This is a genomic window from Sphingomonas sp. P4_D12 (assembly GCF_056401895.1).
Genome location: NZ_JBFUIL010000001.1, coordinates 338,672 through 355,588, shown reverse-complemented (window position 1 = coordinate 355,588; position 16,917 = coordinate 338,672). Strand labels below are relative to the sequence as shown.

General features: G+C 65.1%; 16 protein-coding genes. 8 read left to right on the top strand and 8 right to left on the bottom strand.

Annotated elements, in window-relative coordinates:
* Positions 1-175 precede the first annotated feature (175 nt).
* The gene (locus AC1DSD_RS01635) at positions 176-1,372 is read left to right on the top strand and encodes an MFS transporter (protein WP_478027943.1); all 1,197 of its coding nucleotides are present in this window, start codon (positions 176-178) and stop codon (positions 1,370-1,372) included.
* Positions 1,373-1,445: 73 nt separating this feature from the next.
* Here AC1DSD_RS01635 and AC1DSD_RS01630 read toward each other — a convergent pair whose 3' ends face one another.
* From AC1DSD_RS01630 to rpsU, 4 genes are all read right to left on the bottom strand, one after another.
* Positions 1,446-1,988 (bottom strand): FKBP-type peptidyl-prolyl cis-trans isomerase, encoded by a 543-nt coding sequence (locus AC1DSD_RS01630; protein WP_478027941.1) that lies wholly within the window; start codon positions 1,986-1,988, stop codon positions 1,446-1,448.
* 11 nt (positions 1,989-1,999) lie between these two features.
* On the bottom strand, positions 2,000-2,677 hold the full coding sequence (locus AC1DSD_RS01625; protein ID WP_478027940.1) for an FKBP-type peptidyl-prolyl cis-trans isomerase: 678 nt from the start codon (positions 2,675-2,677) through the stop codon (positions 2,000-2,002).
* A gap of 11 nt (positions 2,678-2,688) precedes the next feature.
* Positions 2,689-3,306, bottom strand: coding sequence for an FKBP-type peptidyl-prolyl cis-trans isomerase (locus tag AC1DSD_RS01620; RefSeq protein ID WP_478027938.1), 618 nt, complete (start codon positions 3,304-3,306; stop codon positions 2,689-2,691).
* A gap of 112 nt (positions 3,307-3,418) precedes the next feature.
* On the bottom strand, positions 3,419-3,625 hold the full coding sequence (gene rpsU, locus AC1DSD_RS01615; protein WP_056428702.1) for a 30S ribosomal protein S21: 207 nt from the start codon (positions 3,623-3,625) through the stop codon (positions 3,419-3,421).
* Between the two features lie 195 nt (positions 3,626-3,820).
* On the opposite strand from rpsU, the gene AC1DSD_RS01610 reads away from it, so the two are divergent.
* From AC1DSD_RS01610 to AC1DSD_RS01600, 3 genes are all read left to right on the top strand, one after another.
* The gene (locus AC1DSD_RS01610; RefSeq protein WP_478027936.1) at positions 3,821-4,558 is read left to right on the top strand and encodes a response regulator; all 738 of its coding nucleotides are present in this window, start codon (positions 3,821-3,823) and stop codon (positions 4,556-4,558) included.
* Positions 4,542-5,843, top strand: coding sequence for a sensor histidine kinase (locus tag AC1DSD_RS01605; protein ID WP_478027934.1), 1,302 nt, complete (start codon positions 4,542-4,544; stop codon positions 5,841-5,843). Before AC1DSD_RS01610 ends, AC1DSD_RS01605 begins: the two co-directional genes overlap by 17 nt.
* 87 nt (positions 5,844-5,930) lie before the next feature.
* Positions 5,931-6,851: a peptidase associated/transthyretin-like domain-containing protein gene (locus AC1DSD_RS01600; protein WP_478027932.1), complete on the top strand. Its 921-nt coding sequence runs from the start codon at positions 5,931-5,933 to the stop codon at positions 6,849-6,851.
* A 98-nt stretch (positions 6,852-6,949) separates the two neighbouring features.
* Here the strand turns inward: AC1DSD_RS01600 and AC1DSD_RS01595 are convergent, their stop codons facing one another.
* The 4 genes from AC1DSD_RS01595 to AC1DSD_RS01580 all read right to left on the bottom strand — a co-directional run bounded on the left by AC1DSD_RS01595 (position 6,950) and on the right by AC1DSD_RS01580 (position 13,063).
* On the bottom strand, positions 6,950-7,216 hold the full coding sequence (locus AC1DSD_RS01595; RefSeq protein ID WP_066807197.1) for a hypothetical protein: 267 nt from the start codon (positions 7,214-7,216) through the stop codon (positions 6,950-6,952).
* A gap of 72 nt (positions 7,217-7,288) precedes the next feature.
* The gene (locus tag AC1DSD_RS01590; RefSeq protein ID WP_478027930.1) at positions 7,289-8,716 is read right to left on the bottom strand and encodes an efflux transporter outer membrane subunit; all 1,428 of its coding nucleotides are present in this window, start codon (positions 8,714-8,716) and stop codon (positions 7,289-7,291) included.
* Between the two features lie 3 nt (positions 8,717-8,719).
* Positions 8,720-11,887 (bottom strand): efflux RND transporter permease subunit, encoded by a 3,168-nt coding sequence (locus AC1DSD_RS01585; protein ID WP_478027928.1) that lies wholly within the window; start codon positions 11,885-11,887, stop codon positions 8,720-8,722.
* Positions 11,888-11,893: 6 nt separating this feature from the next.
* Positions 11,894-13,063, bottom strand: a complete 1,170-nt coding sequence (locus tag AC1DSD_RS01580; RefSeq protein ID WP_478027926.1) for an efflux RND transporter periplasmic adaptor subunit — start codon at positions 13,061-13,063, stop codon at positions 11,894-11,896.
* A gap of 96 nt (positions 13,064-13,159) precedes the next feature.
* Between AC1DSD_RS01580 and AC1DSD_RS01575 the strand changes: the two genes are divergently transcribed.
* From AC1DSD_RS01575 to AC1DSD_RS01560, 4 genes are all read left to right on the top strand, one after another.
* Positions 13,160-13,822, top strand: a complete 663-nt coding sequence (locus AC1DSD_RS01575) for a TetR/AcrR family transcriptional regulator (RefSeq protein WP_478027924.1) — start codon at positions 13,160-13,162, stop codon at positions 13,820-13,822.
* Between the two features lie 109 nt (positions 13,823-13,931).
* Positions 13,932-14,789, top strand: a complete 858-nt coding sequence (locus tag AC1DSD_RS01570) for a hypothetical protein (protein WP_478027922.1) — start codon at positions 13,932-13,934, stop codon at positions 14,787-14,789.
* Between the two features lie 173 nt (positions 14,790-14,962).
* Positions 14,963-16,399: a cysteine--tRNA ligase gene (cysS, locus tag AC1DSD_RS01565; protein WP_478027920.1), complete on the top strand. Its 1,437-nt coding sequence runs from the start codon at positions 14,963-14,965 to the stop codon at positions 16,397-16,399.
* 56 nt (positions 16,400-16,455) lie between these two features.
* Positions 16,456-16,917 (top strand): TM2 domain-containing protein, encoded by a 462-nt coding sequence (locus AC1DSD_RS01560; protein WP_478027918.1) that lies wholly within the window; start codon positions 16,456-16,458, stop codon positions 16,915-16,917.

The following is a 16,917-nucleotide window of genomic DNA, read 5'->3' as shown; positions in this document are numbered from 1 at the left end:
GATCGATCGCAATGCAAGTGCGCGATATGCAGGTGCGACTGCGCGGGATAGTAAGAACCCGATCAAGTCGAAGGGGAAAAAGGAGGCTCGCGCCGCACGACGCGAGCCTCTTCCCTGCTCCTTGAAGGTTTCGAACGACTCGGGAAGCGATGCCGCCGATGGGAAGATTTCAACCATGACCAATCCCTACGGAGCGATCTTTCGCGTTCGCGGAACGAAGGGCTTCGCCGCGGCCGCGTTCATCGCCCGGCTCCCGGTGGCCATGGTTCCGATCGGCATCGTCACGATGCTGTCCGAACTGCGCGGCGAATATTGGCTGGCCGGCGCAGTCGCGGCGACGGTAACGCTCACCAACGCCGCCATCGCACCGCAAATTTCGCGACTGGTCGACCGGCTCGGGCAATTCCGCCTGATCGTCCCGACCACGACGATATCGGTCCTGGCCTTCGTCGTGCTGATGATCGCCGCGCATCGGAACTGGCCGGCCTGGACCCTGTTCGCCGCTGCATTGCCAGCCGCCGTCATGCCCAGCATGTCGGCGATGGTCCGCGCCCGATGGACCGAATTGTTCCGCGACCGCCCTGAGCTCAACACCGCCTTCGCGTTCGAGTCGGCGGCCGACGAACTGGTTTATATCGCCGGAGCATCGCTGTCGGTGGGGTTGAGCGTCGCGCTGTTTCCCGAAGCCGGCATCCTGGTCTCGACCCTGCTTCTCGCTGTCGGGACGACGGCATTCGTCCTGCAACGGCGCACCGAACCGCCGGCGCGCTCCGCCGATTCCGGTCGAAACGTTTCCGCGATCTTCTTGCCGCCCGTACAGATCATCACCCTGATCCTGGTCTTCGTCGGCGCGATCTTCGCGACCGCGGAGGTTAGCACCGTCGCGCTTACCCGCGACCTCGGCCAACCCGGCGCCGCCAGCCTGGTCATCGGCCTGTATGCGGCGGGGTCATTCGTCGTCGGGGTCGTCATCGGCGCATTGAAGCGCACGCTGCCGCTGCACAGGCAGCTGCTCGTGGTGCTGGTCGCACTATTGGTCACGACATTGCCGTTGCTGCTGGCGAATTCCGTACCGACGCTGGCCGCGGCGATCCTATTGAGTGGTGTTGCGGTTTCGCCGACCTTCATCACGGCGTTCGGTCTGGTCGAGCGGCGCGTTCCACCGGGAGTTCTGACCGAAGGCGTGACCTGGGTGACGACGGGCATCGGCATCGGGATGGCGCTCGGCGCTTTCCTGTCGGGCTGGGTGGTCGATGCGTTCGGCGCCCGCAGCGGCTTTCTGGTGTCGGCAGGCGCAGCGACTGCCGCTTTGTCGATCGCGCTTGTCGGCCAGCGAGTGTTGGCTCGGCGCATCGCGCCTGTGGAGGCTTGACCGCCACGTCTTGCGGAAAGAAACCGGGAAACAACGCGCACTCACCGAGCCTTGGCTCGGGCTGCTGCCGCGATCAGGATTGCGGCTGGAAGTCGATCAGTTCGATGTCGAACACCAGGGTCGACTTGCCGGGAATTACCACCTTCCCCTGCTCGTCGCGCTGATCCTCAGGGCCATAAGCCAGGCGCGACGGGATCCACACGCGCAGCGTCTCGCCCTTGGCCATCAGCTTCAGCGCTTCGCTGAAGCCCGGCACCACCCCCGAAACCGGCATCGGCGTCGGCTGGGTCGATTTGTCGAAACTCGTGCCGTCGACCAGCTTGCCCTCGTAATTGACCAAAGCGACATCCGTATCGGTCGGGTGCGCGCCGGTCGCCGGCTTGATCACGCGATATTGCACGCCCGACGCAGTCTGGATCACGCCGCGCAGCTTGCGGTTCTTGGCGAGAAAGGCGTCCTCGGGCGAGAGCGGGGCCACCGGCGCCTTGGCGGCAGCAGCCCGCTTGGCGGCTGTCGCCCGTTTGGCAACCGGCACCTTCTTTGCGAGCACGGGCATGGCGCCGATAGTGATCGCCGTCGCGCCGATCAGGCAAGCCGCCGCAACCTTCAGGCCCATGGCGCTGTCGCCTACTTGCCCGTCGGCGCGGCAGGCGCCGGGGCGGGCTCGCCGCCCGGAACCGTGCCACCAGCTCCCGGAGGACCACCGGCTCCCGAAGGGCCGCCCGCGCCGCCAGCACCGCCCATGCTCTGCATCATCTGCTGCTGCTGCATCATGATCTGCTGATATTGTGCAAGCGGGATGAAATCGATCAGTTCGATGTCGAACACCAAAGTCGCATTGGCCGGGATCGGCCCCGCGCCCTTGTCGCCATAACCGAGCTTGGCCGGGATCCAGACGCGGAACTTCGCGCCCTTGCTCATCAGCTTGAGCGCTTCGCTGAAGCCCGGGACGACGCCCTTGATCGGCATCGGGGTCGGCTGCTGCGACTTGTCGAAGGTCGTGCCGTCGAGCAATTTGCCTTCGTAATTGACCAGCGCGACGTCCGTGTCGGTCGGGTTCTTGCCCTTGCCCGGGGTCAGCACCTTGTACTGCAGCCCCGACGCGGTGGTCTTCACCCCCGGTGACCACGAATTGAACGTCATCGACAGCGAGTCGCGCGCGCTGCCGCCCCACCACATGAACATGCTGAACAGCAACGCGCCGGCGCCCAGCACAGCGAGCACGATGCCCAGCCACAGGACGCGCTTCGCGCGCGGATCGAGCGGCGCCTTTGCGGGCGCCTTGGGAGCAATCGTGTCAGCCATGTTTTATCTTTTCACTGTCCTGGAGGAGGGACGAGGCTCTCGCCGCCGCCCGGGGGCGGACCACCGGCACCGCCAGGCGCACCGCCGGGCCCGCCCATGCCGCCGGCGCCGCCGCCGTTCATCATCTGCATCTGCCGCTGATATTGTTCGACCACCGATTGCGGCAAGAAATCGATCAGCTCGATGTCGAACGCCAGGGTCGCGTTGGCCGGGATCGGTCCAGCACCCTTCTCGCCATAGCCGAGCTTGGCAGGAATCCAGACGTGATATTTCGCGCCCTTGCTCATCAGCTTCAACGCTTCGCTGAAGCCAGGCACGACGCCCTTGATCGGCATCGGAGTAGGCTGCTGGGATTTGTCGAACGTCTTCCCGTCGAGCAGCTTGCCTTCGTAATTGACTAGCGCCACGTCGGCATCGGTCGGGTGCGCACCCTTGCCGGGCGTGATCACTTTGTACTGCAACCCGGACGCTGTCGTGATCACACCGGAAGCCCGCGCGTTGCGCGCCAGGAAATCATCGCCCTGTCGCGCGAGCAGGAACGCGCCGATTACGGCGACGGCAATGCCGATCCACAGCAGCCAGATATAGCTGCGCTTGACGGGCTGCAGGGGAACGGCGGTCACGGACATGGGAGCAAGCCTCGACGGGAAGGCCGCGTACGACCGCGGCCGGGACACGCTGTTCTCGGTAGGTCCGGGGGCCGCGGCTCGCAAGCCCCCATGCAACACGACGATAAAGGCCTTACTTGGCCCCGTCGCGCTCCATCCGCTTACGCTCGAGCTTACGCGCGCGGCGGACGGCGGCGGCACGCTCGCGCGCACGCTTCTCGCTGGGCTTCTCGTAATGGCGGCGCAGCTTCATCTCGCGATACACGCCTTCGCGCTGGAGCTTCTTCTTGAGAGCCCGAAGCGCCTGATCGACATTGTTATCGCGCACGATGATTTGCATAAAACCCGTCAACTCCAGATCAAATGATTATGGCCGCCCCAGACAAAGTCCGGGCGTGAAGGCGCGGCTCCTAACAGCGGGTCGGGCAAAACGCAAGCCAATCGCGCTGTTGCATCTGCGTCACAGGTCGCCGCCAATCCGCCAATGTTGCAGCGATGCAATGTGGCGGATACGCTTCGCCCGCACCCGAGACGAATGCTTTTGACCGCGCCCAGAGTGGATTTGCAGACCCGCCTTCTCATCGTCGACGACGATCCCGGCATTCGCGAGCTGACCGCCGCGTTCCTGTCGGGGCACGGCTATGTCGTCGACACTGCGGGCAATGGCGCGGAAATGCGCGCGGCGATGGCCGTCGGCGATTATGGCCTGGTCGTGCTCGACGTGATGATGCCGGGAGAGGACGGGCTTACCATCCTGCGCAGCCTCGACCCCGCGACCGCGCCGCCGGTGATCATCGTCTCGGTGGTCGGCACCGACATCGACCGCGTCGTCGGTCTCGAAATGGGCGCGGACGACTATCTCGCCAAGCCAGCCAATCCGCGTGAATTGCTGGCGCGCGTGCGCTCGGTGCTCCGGCGGAAGGCGCAAGGAGGCGAAATACGGCCGCGCGACGGGCGCACGCTTTACCGATTCGCAGGATGGCAGCTCGATCCAGTGGCGCGCGAACTGGTCGATCCCGAGAATGTGTTGATCAACCTGTCCGATGGCGAGTTCCGCCTGCTACTGACCTTTGTCGAGCGCCCGCGTCGCGTGCTGACCCGCGATCAGCTGCTCGATCTGTCGCGCGGAGTGAATGCCGAGCATTTCGACCGGGCGATCGACGTCCAGATCAGCCGTCTGCGCCGCAAGCTGTCGCGCACGAACGAGGACGAGTTGATCCGCACCGTCCGCAACGAAGGCTATCTGTTCGGCGCCGATGTCGACCGCCGTTAGCCTCGAGTCCGCCAGGCGCCAATCGATCGTCGTCCCCATCCTCGCTCTGGTCGTGGCGTCGGTTGCGGTCGCGACGATCGCGCTGTTCGCGGTCACTTTTTCCGGCCCGCCCGCCAGGCCGGCGCCTCAGCCCGTTGCCTCGATCGCCGCCTTGCTGCGCGGCGGCAATGCGCCCGCCGCGATGGCCGAATGGCAGCTCAACGTCGTGACCAGCCAGGAACCGCCGCGCCCGCATGCGCGCGAGCAGCGCGATCCGATCTTCTCGCATCAGCTCGCACGGGAACTCGGCGTGCCGGAGAGCGACGCAGTGATCTATCGTGATCCTGGTCACGACGCCCCACCCGACGGCATATCCGCTCCCTTCGTCGCGGGCGCGCGGCTGAACGGCGTCTGGCGGATTGCGCTCACCCCGCCGCCGTCATTCCTCAGCCGCTGGCATTGGGTCACGCTGGCGACGATGGCGGGGCTGCTCGCCGGCCTGTCGGTGTTGGGCTGGCTGATCGCGCGCGCCATCTCGCGGCCCCTGCGCGAGCTCGCCACCGCGGCATCCCGAGCGCACGCCGGTGCTCCGCTGGCGGCACTTCCCGCTCGGGCGCCACGCGAAGTGGCCCAGCTTGGCGAGGCGCTGACGGCGATGCACGCACGGCTTGCCGGCCACGCCGAAGGGCGCACCGCGATGCTCGCGGCGATCGCCCACGACCTCGGCACGCCCTTGTCGCGACTCGCTTTCTGGGTCGAGCAATTGCCCGACGATGCGCGCGCGCGCGCCGAAAGCGACGTCGACGAAATGCGCGCGATGATCGCCGCCGCGATCGGCTATGCCCGCGACGAGATGCATATGCGCGCCGATGCGCGGGTCGATCTTGGCAGCCTGCTCGACAGCCTGGTCGAGGACATGGCAGTCGCCGGCGTTCCGGTGACGGTCGCTTCCGGCCCGCGCGCGGTCGTGCGCGGGGACCCAAGCGCGTTACGGCGGTTGTTCGCCAATCTGATCGACAACGCCGCCCGCTACGGTACCAGCGCTGCGCTCGACTGGAGCATTATCGGCGATATGGCGATCATCCATATCGACGATCGCGGGCCGGGCGTCGACCCGAGCCAGGCCGAATGGCTGTTCGAGCCGTTCGTCCGCGGCGACCCGTCGCGCAACCGCGCCACCGGAGGCAGCGGGCTCGGCCTCGCCATCGTACGGTCGATCGCACGGCGGCATGGCGGCGATGCAACGCTCGCCAATCGCGCCGACGGTGGCGCGCGTGCCACGGTGACGCTTCCCGTCGACCGCTGAAACACGCCGAAACAATTCCGCGACGCGGCGACATATCGCGGCGAGGCGGGCAGCGCATCCGGGCCCAATCTTATGGGGAGTTCACCGATGCCCGCTCACGACGACCATTACCACGATCATGGCCACAGCCTGGCCGAAGACCTGAAGGCGATGGAGGCACTGGTCGCGCGCCGCCGCGCGCTCAAATGGTTCGCCGGTGCCAGCATGGCGGGGATCGTCGCCGCCTGCGGAGAAGGCAGCGGATCGTCGAGTACGACGACCACGACGTCCACTCCCACACCGACGCCGACCGCGACCGCCACTGCGACACCCACGCCGACGCCGACCGCGACGGCGACCGCCAGCGGCAGCTGCATCGTCGACCCGACCGAAACCAACGGCCCCTACCCGGCCGACGGCACCAACACTTCGTCAGGGTCGACCAGCAACGTCCTGACCTCGAGCGGCATCGTCAGGAGCGACATCCGCTCGAGCTTCCTCGGCTCGAGCACCACCACCGCGACCGGCGTCCAACTCACGCTCACGCTCACCGTGGTCAACGTCAACGCGGCGTGCGCGGCGCTCGCCGGCTATGCCGTCTACATCTGGTGTTGCGACCGCCAGGGCAATTACTCGCTCTACACAGCACCGGCGGAGAGCTATCAGCGCGGCGTCCAGGTTACCGACAGCAGCGGTCAGGTCACCTTCACGCTGATCTTCCCCGGCTGTTATTCAGGGCGCTGGCCGCACATCCATTTCGAGATCTTCTCGTCGCTGTCGAATGCGATCGGTGGCAATTACGCCTCGCTCGTCTCGCAGCTCGCGATGCCGACGGCGGCGTGCACTTCGGTCTATGCCGACACCACGACCTATCCGTCGAGCGCGACTAACTTCGCCAGTATCAGCCTGTCGTCGGACAATGTTTTCGGCGACAATAGCAGCAGCCAGATCGCGCAGCAGACTCCGGCGCTGACCGGCGGGCCCAGCTCAGGCTATGTCGCGACGGCGCTCATCGGACTCGCGCGGTAGAAGACCGCCCAACGCCTCCGGGGCGCACCGCGCGAGGCGGGGCACGGCGCGGGAGGGCGCTGTGCCCCGCTACCGTGATTGCGCGCTAGGGGCGCGAATCAATTCCGGCGGTGCTTCCCGCCATAGCGCCGGCCGATATAATCGCCGATCTTGCCCATCTCGTTCGCGGCTGCCAGCGCGCTCGCGTCGCAGCATGGCAGCGGATTTTGCGCGTGATCCGCGGCACTTGCCTGCACCTTGTCGCACAAATTCTCGATATCCGCGCGCGTCAGCAGGTTCTTTTCACGCAATACGCACAGCAGACTCTGCAGAATCAGCATGGTCTTGTCGCTGCTGTCGCCAGCAACAAACTCGACGTCTTTCATCGTCACTCTCTCCTTATCTTTGGAAAGAGGTTATGCTTATTGCGTCAAAAGGCAAGCGGACGATCTAATCGATCACTGAAGGCCGCCGCCGAGTGCCCGATATAACTCGATCAGGTTGCTCGATCGGGTCGTGCGGGTGGTAACCAGCTGCTGTTCCGCCCCGTAAGCGGTGCGTTGCGCGTCAAGCGCTACCAGGAAGCTGTCGACGCCTGCGCGATAGCGCGCGTCGGACAATTTGGCGGCCACTTGCGCGGCATTGGCGCGCGCGGTCTGGGCGGAAACCTGCTCGTCGATCGTGCCACGCTGCGCCAGCGCGTCGGCGACTTCGCGGAAAGCGGTCTGAATGGTCTTTTCGTACGTCGCCACGGCCGCCTTTTGCGACGCCTTGGCATAATCGAGATTGCCCTTGTTGCGGCCGGCGTCGAACAGCGGCAGCGCGACCGATGGAGCAACATTATAGGTGCCGGTCCCCGCCCCGAACAGTCCGGTCAACCCGCTGCTGATCGTGCCCAGCGCCGCGGTCAGCGAAATGCGCGGGAAAAAGGCCGCCCGTGCCGCACCGATATTGGCATTCTGCGCGATCAACTGATGCTCGGCCTGGAGCACGTCCGGACGCCGCAGCAGCACCTCCGACGACAGGTTGGCGGGCAAGGCGTCGCGAGTCACGCGGCCTTCGCCGAGCGCCACCGGCAACAGATCGGCCGAGACGGTCGTCCCGGCGAGCAGGTTGAGCGCGTTCTGATCCTGCGCGATCCTGGTCTGGAGCGTGGCGATATCATTGCGCGCCGCCTGGTAATTGGTCTCGGCCTGCCGCGATTCGAGTTCGGACGCGACGCCGATGCGGAATTGCGCGCGCGTCAGCTCGAGCGTCTGTTCGAAAGTCTTGAGCGTGCTCTGCGACAGCCGCAATTGCTCCTGATCGGACGCCAGCGTCAGCCATGCCGTGGCGATTTCCGAGATCAGGCTGATCCGCGTCGTGCGCTGCGCTTCCTCGGTCGCGAAATATTGTTCGAGCGCGGCTTTGGACAGATTGCGCAACCGCCCGAACAAATCGAGCTCGAACGCCGAGAAACCGACATTGGCCTGGAAGTACTGGATGTCGGTCGACGAACCACCGCCGGCCGCGCCTGCTCCGCCAGCCCCGGCGCCCAGGCTGTTGGTATAGGTGGCCGAGCCGTTGGCGCTGATGCTCGGCAGAATGTCGGCACGCTGGACGCGATATTGCGCGCGCGCCTGGAGCACGTTGGCCGCCGCCACCCGCAAGTCACGATTGTTGTCGAGGCCGAGCTGGATCACCTGGCGCAGGCGGTCGTCAGTGAAGAAGTCGCGCCAGCCGATCGCGGTCACATCCGGCGCGTCGGTCGCGGCCCGCGGATAGACACCGCCTTCGGGAAGCGCGGTCGGGACAGCGCCCGAAGGCCGGACATATTTAGGAGCGAGGTTGCAGGCCGACAGCGCACTGCCGGCAAGCAGGAGGACAAGGATGGGACGAACGGTCACGGATCAGGCTCCCTGCGGCGCGGCCGCATCGGTATCACGGTCGGTCGATGCATCGCGCTCGCCGTGCCGGCCGAACAGGCGCAGCACCACGACGAAGAACATCGGCACGAAGAAGATGGCGAGGATGGTGGCCGACAGCATGCCGCCCACGACCGCGCGGCCGATGGCGTGCTGCCCGCCCGCCCCCGCGCCCGCCGCGATCGCCAGCGGGAACACGCCGAAGATGAAGGCGAAGCTGGTCATCAGGATCGGACGCAGGCGCAGCTTGGCCGCCGCGACCGCTGCCTCGAACGCATTGAGCCCGTCGCGCATCTTCTCCTCGGCGAACTCGACGATCAGGATCGCGTTCTTCGCCGACACGCCGATCGTCGTGATCAACCCGACCTGAAGATAGATGTCGTTGTTGAGCCCGGTTGCGGTCGCGGCAAGCAAGGCGCCGACAACGCCCAGCGGAACGACCAGCAGGACCGAGATCGGTACCGACCAGCTTTCATAAAGCGCGGCGAGGCACAGGAACACGATCAGCAGCGACAGCCCATAGAGTGCGGGCGCCTGTCCGCCGGACAACCGCTCCTCATAGGACAGGCCTGTCCATTCGAGCGCGGTGCCGGGTGGGAGTTTGGCGTGGATATCCTCCATCGCCTTCATCGCGGCTCCGGACGCCACGCCTGGCGCGGGCGCCCCCTGGATTTCGATCGCCGGCTGGCCGTTATAGCGAGTCAGCTGCACCGGGGCCTGCGCCCAGCTCAGCGTCGAGAAAGCGGTATAGGGCGCCATCTGACCATTGCTCGAGCGCACGTAGAAGCTGCCGATATCATCGGGTTTGAGCCGATACGGTTCGTCGGCCTGAATGTAGACGCGCTTGACGCGGCCGCGGTCGATGAAGTCGTTGATATAAGAGCCGCCCCACGCCGCGGCCATGGTGGAGTTCACGTCGCCGAGATCGAGCCCGAGCGCGCGCGCCTTATCCTGATCGATATCGACCTTGAGCTGCGGTGCGTCCTCCAGCGAGTTTGGCCGCACGCCGACCAGACTTTTGTCCTGAGACGCCATGCCCAGCATCATGTTGCGGGCCTGGATCAGCCGATCATGTCCAATCGCGCCGGTATCGACCAATTGCAGATCAAAGCCGGTCGCATTGCCGAGTTCGGAGACCGCGGGCGGCACGACCGCGAAGATCAGACCGTCCTTATATTGCGAAAAGGTCCCCATCGCCCGGCCGGAGATAGCCGCCGCGCTGTTCTGACCGCCCTTGCGTTCCGACCAGGGCTTGAGCGGAATCCAGGCGATGCCGCTATTCTGGCCGGCGCCCGCGAAGCTGAATCCATTGACAGTGAAGACGCCGTCGACGTTCGCCTTCTCCTCCTGCAGGAAATGATCCCGGACAAGATCCAGCCCCTTGGCGGTGCGGCTGGCGGTGGCACCCGACGGCCCCTGGACAATGGCAATGACATAGCCCTGATCTTCATCGGGCAGGAAGCCGGTCGGCAAACGCCAGAACAGCAGCCCCATGCCGATTACGACCAAGGCGTAGATCAGGATCGAGCGCTTCCAGCTGCGCGCGGTCGACCGCACACCTTTTTCGTATCGGACCTGGCCACGTTCGAACTTGTCGTTGAACCAACGGAAGAAGCGCGCCAGCAGGCCATTGCCCTTTTCCTTGTTCGGATCATGCGGCTTCAAAATGGTGGCGCAGAGAGCGGGCGTCAGGATCAACGCGACCATCACCGACAACGCCATCGCCGACACGATCGTGAGCGAGAATTGGCGATAGATCACGCCGGTCGATCCGCCAAAGAACGCCATCGGCAGGAACACCGCCGACAGGACCAGGCCGATCCCGACCAGCGCGCTGCTGATCTCATCCATCGACTTGCGCGCGGCGTCCTTGGGACTCAATCCCTCGGTGGTGATCAGGCGTTCGACATTCTCGACCACGACGATCGCGTCGTCGACCAACAGGCCGATCGCCAGCACCATGCCAAACAGGGTCAGCGTGTTGATGCTGAACCCGGTCAGCGCCATCACCCCGAACGTCCCCAGCAGCACCACCGGAACGGCGATCGTCGGGATCAATGTGGCCCGGAAGTTCTGGAGGAACAGGAACATCACCAGGAAGACGAGGACGACCGCCTCGATCAGCGTCTCGACGACATGCTCCACCGACAGACGCACGAACGGCGTGGTGTCATAGGGGTAGATGACCTTGACGTCGGACGGGAATTGCTTGGCGACGGCATCGACCTGCTCCTTGACGGCGGTCACCGTGCTCAGCGCATTGGCGCCCGGCGCCAGCTTGATGCCGATACCGGTCGCCGGCTTGCCATTATATTCCGCGTTGAAGCCGTAATTCTCCGCGCCCAGTTCGACCCGCGCGACGTCGCCCAGCCGCACCACCGAGCCATCGGCGCCGCTCTTCAGCCGGATCTGCGCGAATTGCTCGGGCGTGTTCAGGCGGGACTGCACCGAAACGGTCGCGTTGAGCATCTGCTCCTTGGGCGCCGGCAACCCGCCGACCTGGCCGGCCGAGACCTGCGCGTTCTGCGCGCGGACCGCGGTCATCACGTCGGTCATCGTCAGCGCGTAATTGTTGAGCTTGAGCGGATCGACCCAGATGCGCATCGCATATTGCGAGCCGAACAATTGCGTATCGCCGACGCCGTTAACCCGGCTGAGCGGATCCTGCACCTTCGAGGCGACGATATCGGCAAGGTCCTTGCCGTCATGCGCGCCATTTTCCGAATAGAGACCGATGAACATCAGGAAATTCTGGGTCGCCTTGGCGACCTGGATGCCCTGCTGCTGAACTTCCTGCGGAAGGAGCGGCGTTGCCGCCTGCAGCTTGTTCTGGACCTGGACCTGCGCGATGTCCGGGTTGGTACCCTGTTCGAAGGTCAGCGTGATGGTCACGGTGCCGGCCGACGAGGACGAGGACGAGAAGTAGCGAAGGTGGTCCAACCCCTTCATCTGCTGCTCGATGATCTGGGTCGTCGTATTCTCGAGCGTCTGCGCGTCCGCACCCGGATAGGTCGCGGTGATCGAGATCGAGGGCGGCGCGATGCTCGGAAATTGCGCGATCGGCAATGAGCGGATCGCGATGACGCCGGCCAGCATCAGGACGATCGCGATCACCCAGGCGAAGATCGGCCGGTCGATGAAGAAACGTGACATGGACGGTTACTTCGCCTGAGCCTGGCCCGGCTGCTGCGGCGCAGCGGGCTTGGCGTTTGGATTCCATGGCTGCGGCGTGACCGGCATGCCGGGGCGCAGCATCATCGCGCCTTCGACGATCACCTTGTCGCCGGGTTTGAGTCCGCTGGTGACCAGCCAGGCATCGCCGACGACACGCTCGGTCTTGATCACCCGCGGCTCGACCTTGTTGCCCTGACCAACGACCAGCGCGGTCGCGTTGCCGCGCTCGTCACGGCCGACCCCGCGCTGCGGCACCAGCATGCCCTGAAGCTGCGTTCCCTGCGCCAGTTGCGCGCGGACATACATGCCCGGCTGCAACAGCCCGTTGGGATTGGCGAATTGCGCGCGGATCGTCTGCGACCCCGTATTGGGATCGACCGTGACGTCGGCGAACCGCAGCGTGCCTTCGGGTCCGTAGGTCGACCCGTCCTCCAGCTTCAATTTGACGCGCGCCAGTCCTTCGCTCGCCACCTGGCCCGACAGGATCTGCTGCCTGAGCTTGAGCAGGTCGGAGCTCGATTGCTGGATGTCGACATACATTGGATCGAGCCGCTGGATCGTGGTCAGCGCATTCGCCTGCGACGCGGTGACCAGCGCACCAATGGTGTAGACCGATCGGCCGATCCGCCCGCTGATCGGCGCGCGAATGGTGGTGCGGCCAAGATCGATCGTGGCGCTGCGCAGCGCGGCCTGCTGGGCGGCGACATCGGCGCGCGCCTGTTCGGCACTGGTCAGCGCATTCTCGTAATCCTGGCGTGAAATCGCATTGATCTTGACGAGCTCGCCATAACGACGCGCGAGCGCCGCGCTCGACGCGATCGCCGCCTGGGCCCGGGCCAGCGCTGCCCGCGCATTCGCCACTTGAGCCTGATAGGGCGCGGGGTCGATCCGGTAGAGCGCCTGACCCTTGGCGACCATGTCGCCTTCCTGGAACAACCGGGCGAGGATGATTCCGTTGACCTGCGGCCGCACGTCGGAGGTTTCGTAGGCCGTGGTCCGGCCGGGAAGCTCGGTGGTCAGCGTCACCGGCTGCTCCTTCACGATCACATATCCGACCGGCGGCGCGCCTGGGCCCGGCGGCTGTTGCCCGCCCTGCCCGCAGGCGGCAAGCGACACGAGAGCAAGCGCGGGAAGCGCGTTACGAAGAAATGACATGCTAATCTCGCCGGGCTATGATATGTGAGTGAACGCTCACTCACAGAAATGCTGCTACTGCGAACAACTGATACAAGTCAAGCCAAGGATTGAGGAATGTCGACGATGTTAGACTGTTGGGGGCTGTTGCCAACCCTCCCCGCCGGACGGGCGGCGGAGCGCCGACAGCACATTCTCGACACGTCGCGCCGCCTCTTCATCCAGAATGGATTCCACGGAACGGGCGTGGCCCAGATCGCCGTCGCCTCGGGAATCAAGGTCGGCCAGATCTATCGCGATTTCTCCTCGAAAGAGGATATCATCGCCGCGATCGCCTTTCGCGACCTCTCGCAATTCCTCGACGAAGCCACGCTGCAACGCGCGATCGATGCCGGCGACATGGCGGCGATCCGCCAGTGGATTCTGGCCTTCGTGACGTATGACGAGGACGTCGAAGGCTATCGGCTGATGCCCGAAATCATGGCCGAATCGTCGCGCAATCCCCGCGTCGCGCGGCTGCAGGAAGACATCAGCGCGAGCGTGAAGAGCGCGCTGGTGGCGGCGTTGACGGCATGGGCACCGGGCGCCGACCGTGAGGCCGCGCGCGCGGAACTGGCCGATCTGATCCTGACGCTGGGCGGTGGCCTGTGCCAGTCGATCGTGATGGAGGCACTGCGCGGGCGCGATTATCTTCCCCTGTGCGAGCGGTTGCAATCGATCGTCAGCCGCGAGCTCGATCTGATCCGAGACTCGGAAAGCTGGCCGCGCCCGTCGGTCTAGCAACGTCCCCGTTTGGTCGGCGGGATAATATGAAGATTCCTGGCACGCTTCGGCCGCAGAAAAAAATTCGCGCCGATGTCGATTTTCGACTCCTTCACTCGTCGTTCGAATGCCGCTCCCCAAGAGACGGCGTCAACGAGGAGGCAGGACGATGCGTGCAATGAGGTTCCCGAAAAGCGCTGGCGGCAATGAAAGCTCCTTCCGTGCGGCATGGAACAGGACGGCGAGGTTGCTGGCCAAGCTTTCCGCCAGGCTGATGGTTACCGCGCCCGCCTTGTTCGCCATATCGGCCGGCAGCGCCGCGGATCAGACCGCATCCTATCCCCGCATGGCTCCTGTCGGCGCCTACATGATGGACCGCGGCCAGGAAATCGCGCTGGCAAGAAGCGCCGCGCCCGTGTCCATTTCCAGACACGCCACCATCCTGGTCCTCACCCGCACCGGCTATGAAACCGCCGTCACGGGCAGCAACGGCTTCGTCTGCATGGTGTCCCGCGGTTTCAGCGGCGCGCCGGATTGGCCCGAACGGTGGAACCCGAAGATCCGCGCCGCCGAATGCCAGAACCCGCAGGCGGCGCAGTCGATGGCGCCGCTCGCCAAACTGCGCACCGCCATGACGCTTGCCGGCCGGACCGATGCGGAGATCATGGAGCGCATCAAGACCGCGCTACGCACCAAGGAGATTCCGCCGCTGGCGCCGGGCGCGATGTCGTACATGATGTCGAAATCCTCTTACCTGTCCGATGAGGGAGATCACGACATGCCGCACGTCATGTTCTTCATCCCGTTCAAGGATGGCAACAATTGGGGCGCCAACGCGGCTGGATCGCCGATCTTCGGCGGCAATTACTGGTTCGCGACGCCGGATCACGCGGCCGAAACCGCTGCCCTCCCGCCTTTGTCGGTCCTCCTGCTGGGAGCCTGCACCTGGTCCGACGGCACGCCAGCGCCGACGCACCCGATGTAGGCGCCTCGACGGACGCTGTTGGCATGCTAGGCAGTCGGTTGGCCATGGCGCGCGGTTTGAGCACCCCATGGCCAACCGGTTTCTGGAGAGGGAGGTCTCGGCGGCCGTTGGACTTCCCTCTGTGCCACGCCCCTCCGGTTGCGGCCCTCTGCCCGCGCCGCTAAGCCCCGCGCATGTCGCATGGCGCCCCGCTCACCCTCTACAACAGCCTGTCGCGCTCGCTCGAGCGTTTCGAGCCGATCGATCCCGCGAACGTCCGCGTCTATTCGTGCGGGCCGACGGTCTATAATTACGCGCATATCGGCAATCTGCGCGCTTATGTCTTCACCGACACGCTAAGCCGCGTGCTGACGTGGAAGGGTTTCCCCCTGACGCACGTCATCAACATCACCGATGTCGGCCATCTGACCAGCGACGCCGATGCCGGCGACGACAAGATGGAAGCCGCGGCACGCAAGAACGCGACGAGCATCTGGGATATCGCCGCGCATTACACCGCGGCGTTCAAACAGAATCTCAAGGACCTCAACATCCGCGAGCCGTCGCGCTGGTCGGTCGCCACCGACCACATCCAGGAGATGATCGCGTACGGCGAGAAGATCGCCCCCAAACATTGCTATCAGCTCGATAGCGGTCTCTATTTCGACGTCTCGACGGTGCCCGATTACGGTCGGCTTGCCGGCGCGCAGGATGATGTCCGAGAGGGTCGGATCGAAACGGTCGAGGGCAAGCGCCACCCGCAGGACTTCGCGATCTGGCGCGCGTCGGCGCCGGGCGAGAACCGCCAGATGGAATGGGATTCGCCCTGGGGCCGCGGCGCACCGGGCTGGCATCTCGAATGTTCGGTGATGAGTGAGAAATATCTGGGCTCGCCATTCGACATCCATACCGGGGGGATCGACCATCGCGAGATCCACCATCCCAATGAGATCGCGCAGAACCAGGCCTATTGCGATTGTGACGACACCGGCGCGCGCTGGTGGATGCACAACAATTTCCTGGTCGAGCGTGCCGGCAAGATGTCCAAGTCGTCGGGCGACTTCCGCACGCTGCAAAAGCTGATCGACGCCGGCGTCCATCCGCTCGCCTATCGGCTGATGTGCCTGTCGGCGCATTACCGCTCCGAACTCGAGTTCAGCGAGGAGAATCTCGCCGCGGCACTCACCCGGCTCAAGCGGCTGGCGATCACCGTCGGCCAGCTTCGCGACCGCCCGCCCACGCCCTCGGCGGGGTCGGCATTGGCTTATCGCGAGCGGCTCGACCAGGCGGTGTCGGACGACCTCAACACGCCCAAGGCCTTGGTCGTGCTCGACGACTTGCTCGGCGACAAGAAAGTCGCACCGGCCGATCGCCTCGCCGCGCTCGCCGATTTCGATGCGGTACTGGGGCTCGATCTTGCCGGCCTCAGGCGCGAAGACCTGCGCGTGCGACCAGCCACCGCAACCGTGACCGAGGCCGACATCGCCGCGCGGCTCGCCGAACGCCGCGACGCGCGCGCGGCCAAGGACTTCGCCCGCTCCGACGCGATTCGCGACGAGCTCGCCGCTCGCGGGGTCGAAGTGATGGACGGCGACCCGCTCGGCTGGGACTGGCGACCGACGCTCGCTTGAAAGCCCGCGCCAGGTGGCTAAGCTCCGGCGCCGAAGGATAGAATAGGGGGAGTGAAATGCACGGACGCGTATTGGGATGGGATAATACGGCCAGCCAGGGACAGATCTCCGGCGACGACGGTCAGCGCTACACCTTTACCCGGCCAGATTGGCGCGAAACCTATTGGCCCGCGCGCGGGCAATTGGTCGATTTCGAAGCCAATATGGGCAATGCCGGGAATATCTATGTGCTGCAGGGCGCCGCGGCCGGCGCGGCCGGTACGCCAGGGCACAAGGACAAGATCGCCGCCGCCTTGCTCGCTTTCTTCCTCGGCGCATTCGGCGCCCACAAATTCTATCTCAACAAGACCGGCGCCGGGGTGACGATGCTCCTGCTGTCGACCGTCGGCTGCATCTTGCTGTTCATCCCGCCGATGATCATGGGGCTGATCGCGTTCATCGAATTCATCATCTATCTCGTGACTGACGATGCCGAGTTTCAACGCAAGTACGTCCAGGGCAATCAGTCTTGGTTCTGA

Bases quoted from the DNA above. Each gene is read 5' to 3' on its own strand.
- AC1DSD_RS01635 (WP_478027943.1), top strand. From the start codon at position 176: ATGACCAATCCCTACGGAGCGATCTTTCGCGTTCGCGGAACGAAGGGC.
- AC1DSD_RS01630 (WP_478027941.1), bottom strand. From the start codon at position 1,988: ATGGGCCTGAAGGTTGCGGCGGCTTGCCTGATCGGCGCGACGGCGATC.
- AC1DSD_RS01625 (WP_478027940.1), bottom strand. From the start codon at position 2,677: ATGGCTGACACGATTGCTCCCAAGGCGCCCGCAAAGGCGCCGCTCGAT.
- AC1DSD_RS01620 (WP_478027938.1), bottom strand. From the start codon at position 3,306: ATGTCCGTGACCGCCGTTCCCCTGCAGCCCGTCAAGCGCAGCTATATC.
- rpsU (WP_056428702.1), bottom strand. From the start codon at position 3,625: ATGCAAATCATCGTGCGCGATAACAATGTCGATCAGGCGCTTCGGGCT.
- AC1DSD_RS01610 (WP_478027936.1), top strand. From the start codon at position 3,821: ATGCTTTTGACCGCGCCCAGAGTGGATTTGCAGACCCGCCTTCTCATC.
- AC1DSD_RS01605 (WP_478027934.1), top strand. From the start codon at position 4,542: ATGTCGACCGCCGTTAGCCTCGAGTCCGCCAGGCGCCAATCGATCGTC.
- AC1DSD_RS01600 (WP_478027932.1), top strand. From the start codon at position 5,931: ATGCCCGCTCACGACGACCATTACCACGATCATGGCCACAGCCTGGCC.
- AC1DSD_RS01595 (WP_066807197.1), bottom strand. From the start codon at position 7,216: ATGAAAGACGTCGAGTTTGTTGCTGGCGACAGCAGCGACAAGACCATG.
- AC1DSD_RS01585 (WP_478027928.1), bottom strand. From the start codon at position 11,887: ATGTCACGTTTCTTCATCGACCGGCCGATCTTCGCCTGGGTGATCGCG.
- AC1DSD_RS01580 (WP_478027926.1), bottom strand. From the start codon at position 13,063: ATGTCATTTCTTCGTAACGCGCTTCCCGCGCTTGCTCTCGTGTCGCTT.
- AC1DSD_RS01575 (WP_478027924.1), top strand. From the start codon at position 13,160: ATGTCGACGATGTTAGACTGTTGGGGGCTGTTGCCAACCCTCCCCGCC.
- AC1DSD_RS01570 (WP_478027922.1), top strand. From the start codon at position 13,932: ATGCCGCTCCCCAAGAGACGGCGTCAACGAGGAGGCAGGACGATGCGT.
- cysS (WP_478027920.1), top strand. From the start codon at position 14,963: ATGTCGCATGGCGCCCCGCTCACCCTCTACAACAGCCTGTCGCGCTCG.
- AC1DSD_RS01560 (WP_478027918.1), top strand. From the start codon at position 16,456: ATGCACGGACGCGTATTGGGATGGGATAATACGGCCAGCCAGGGACAG.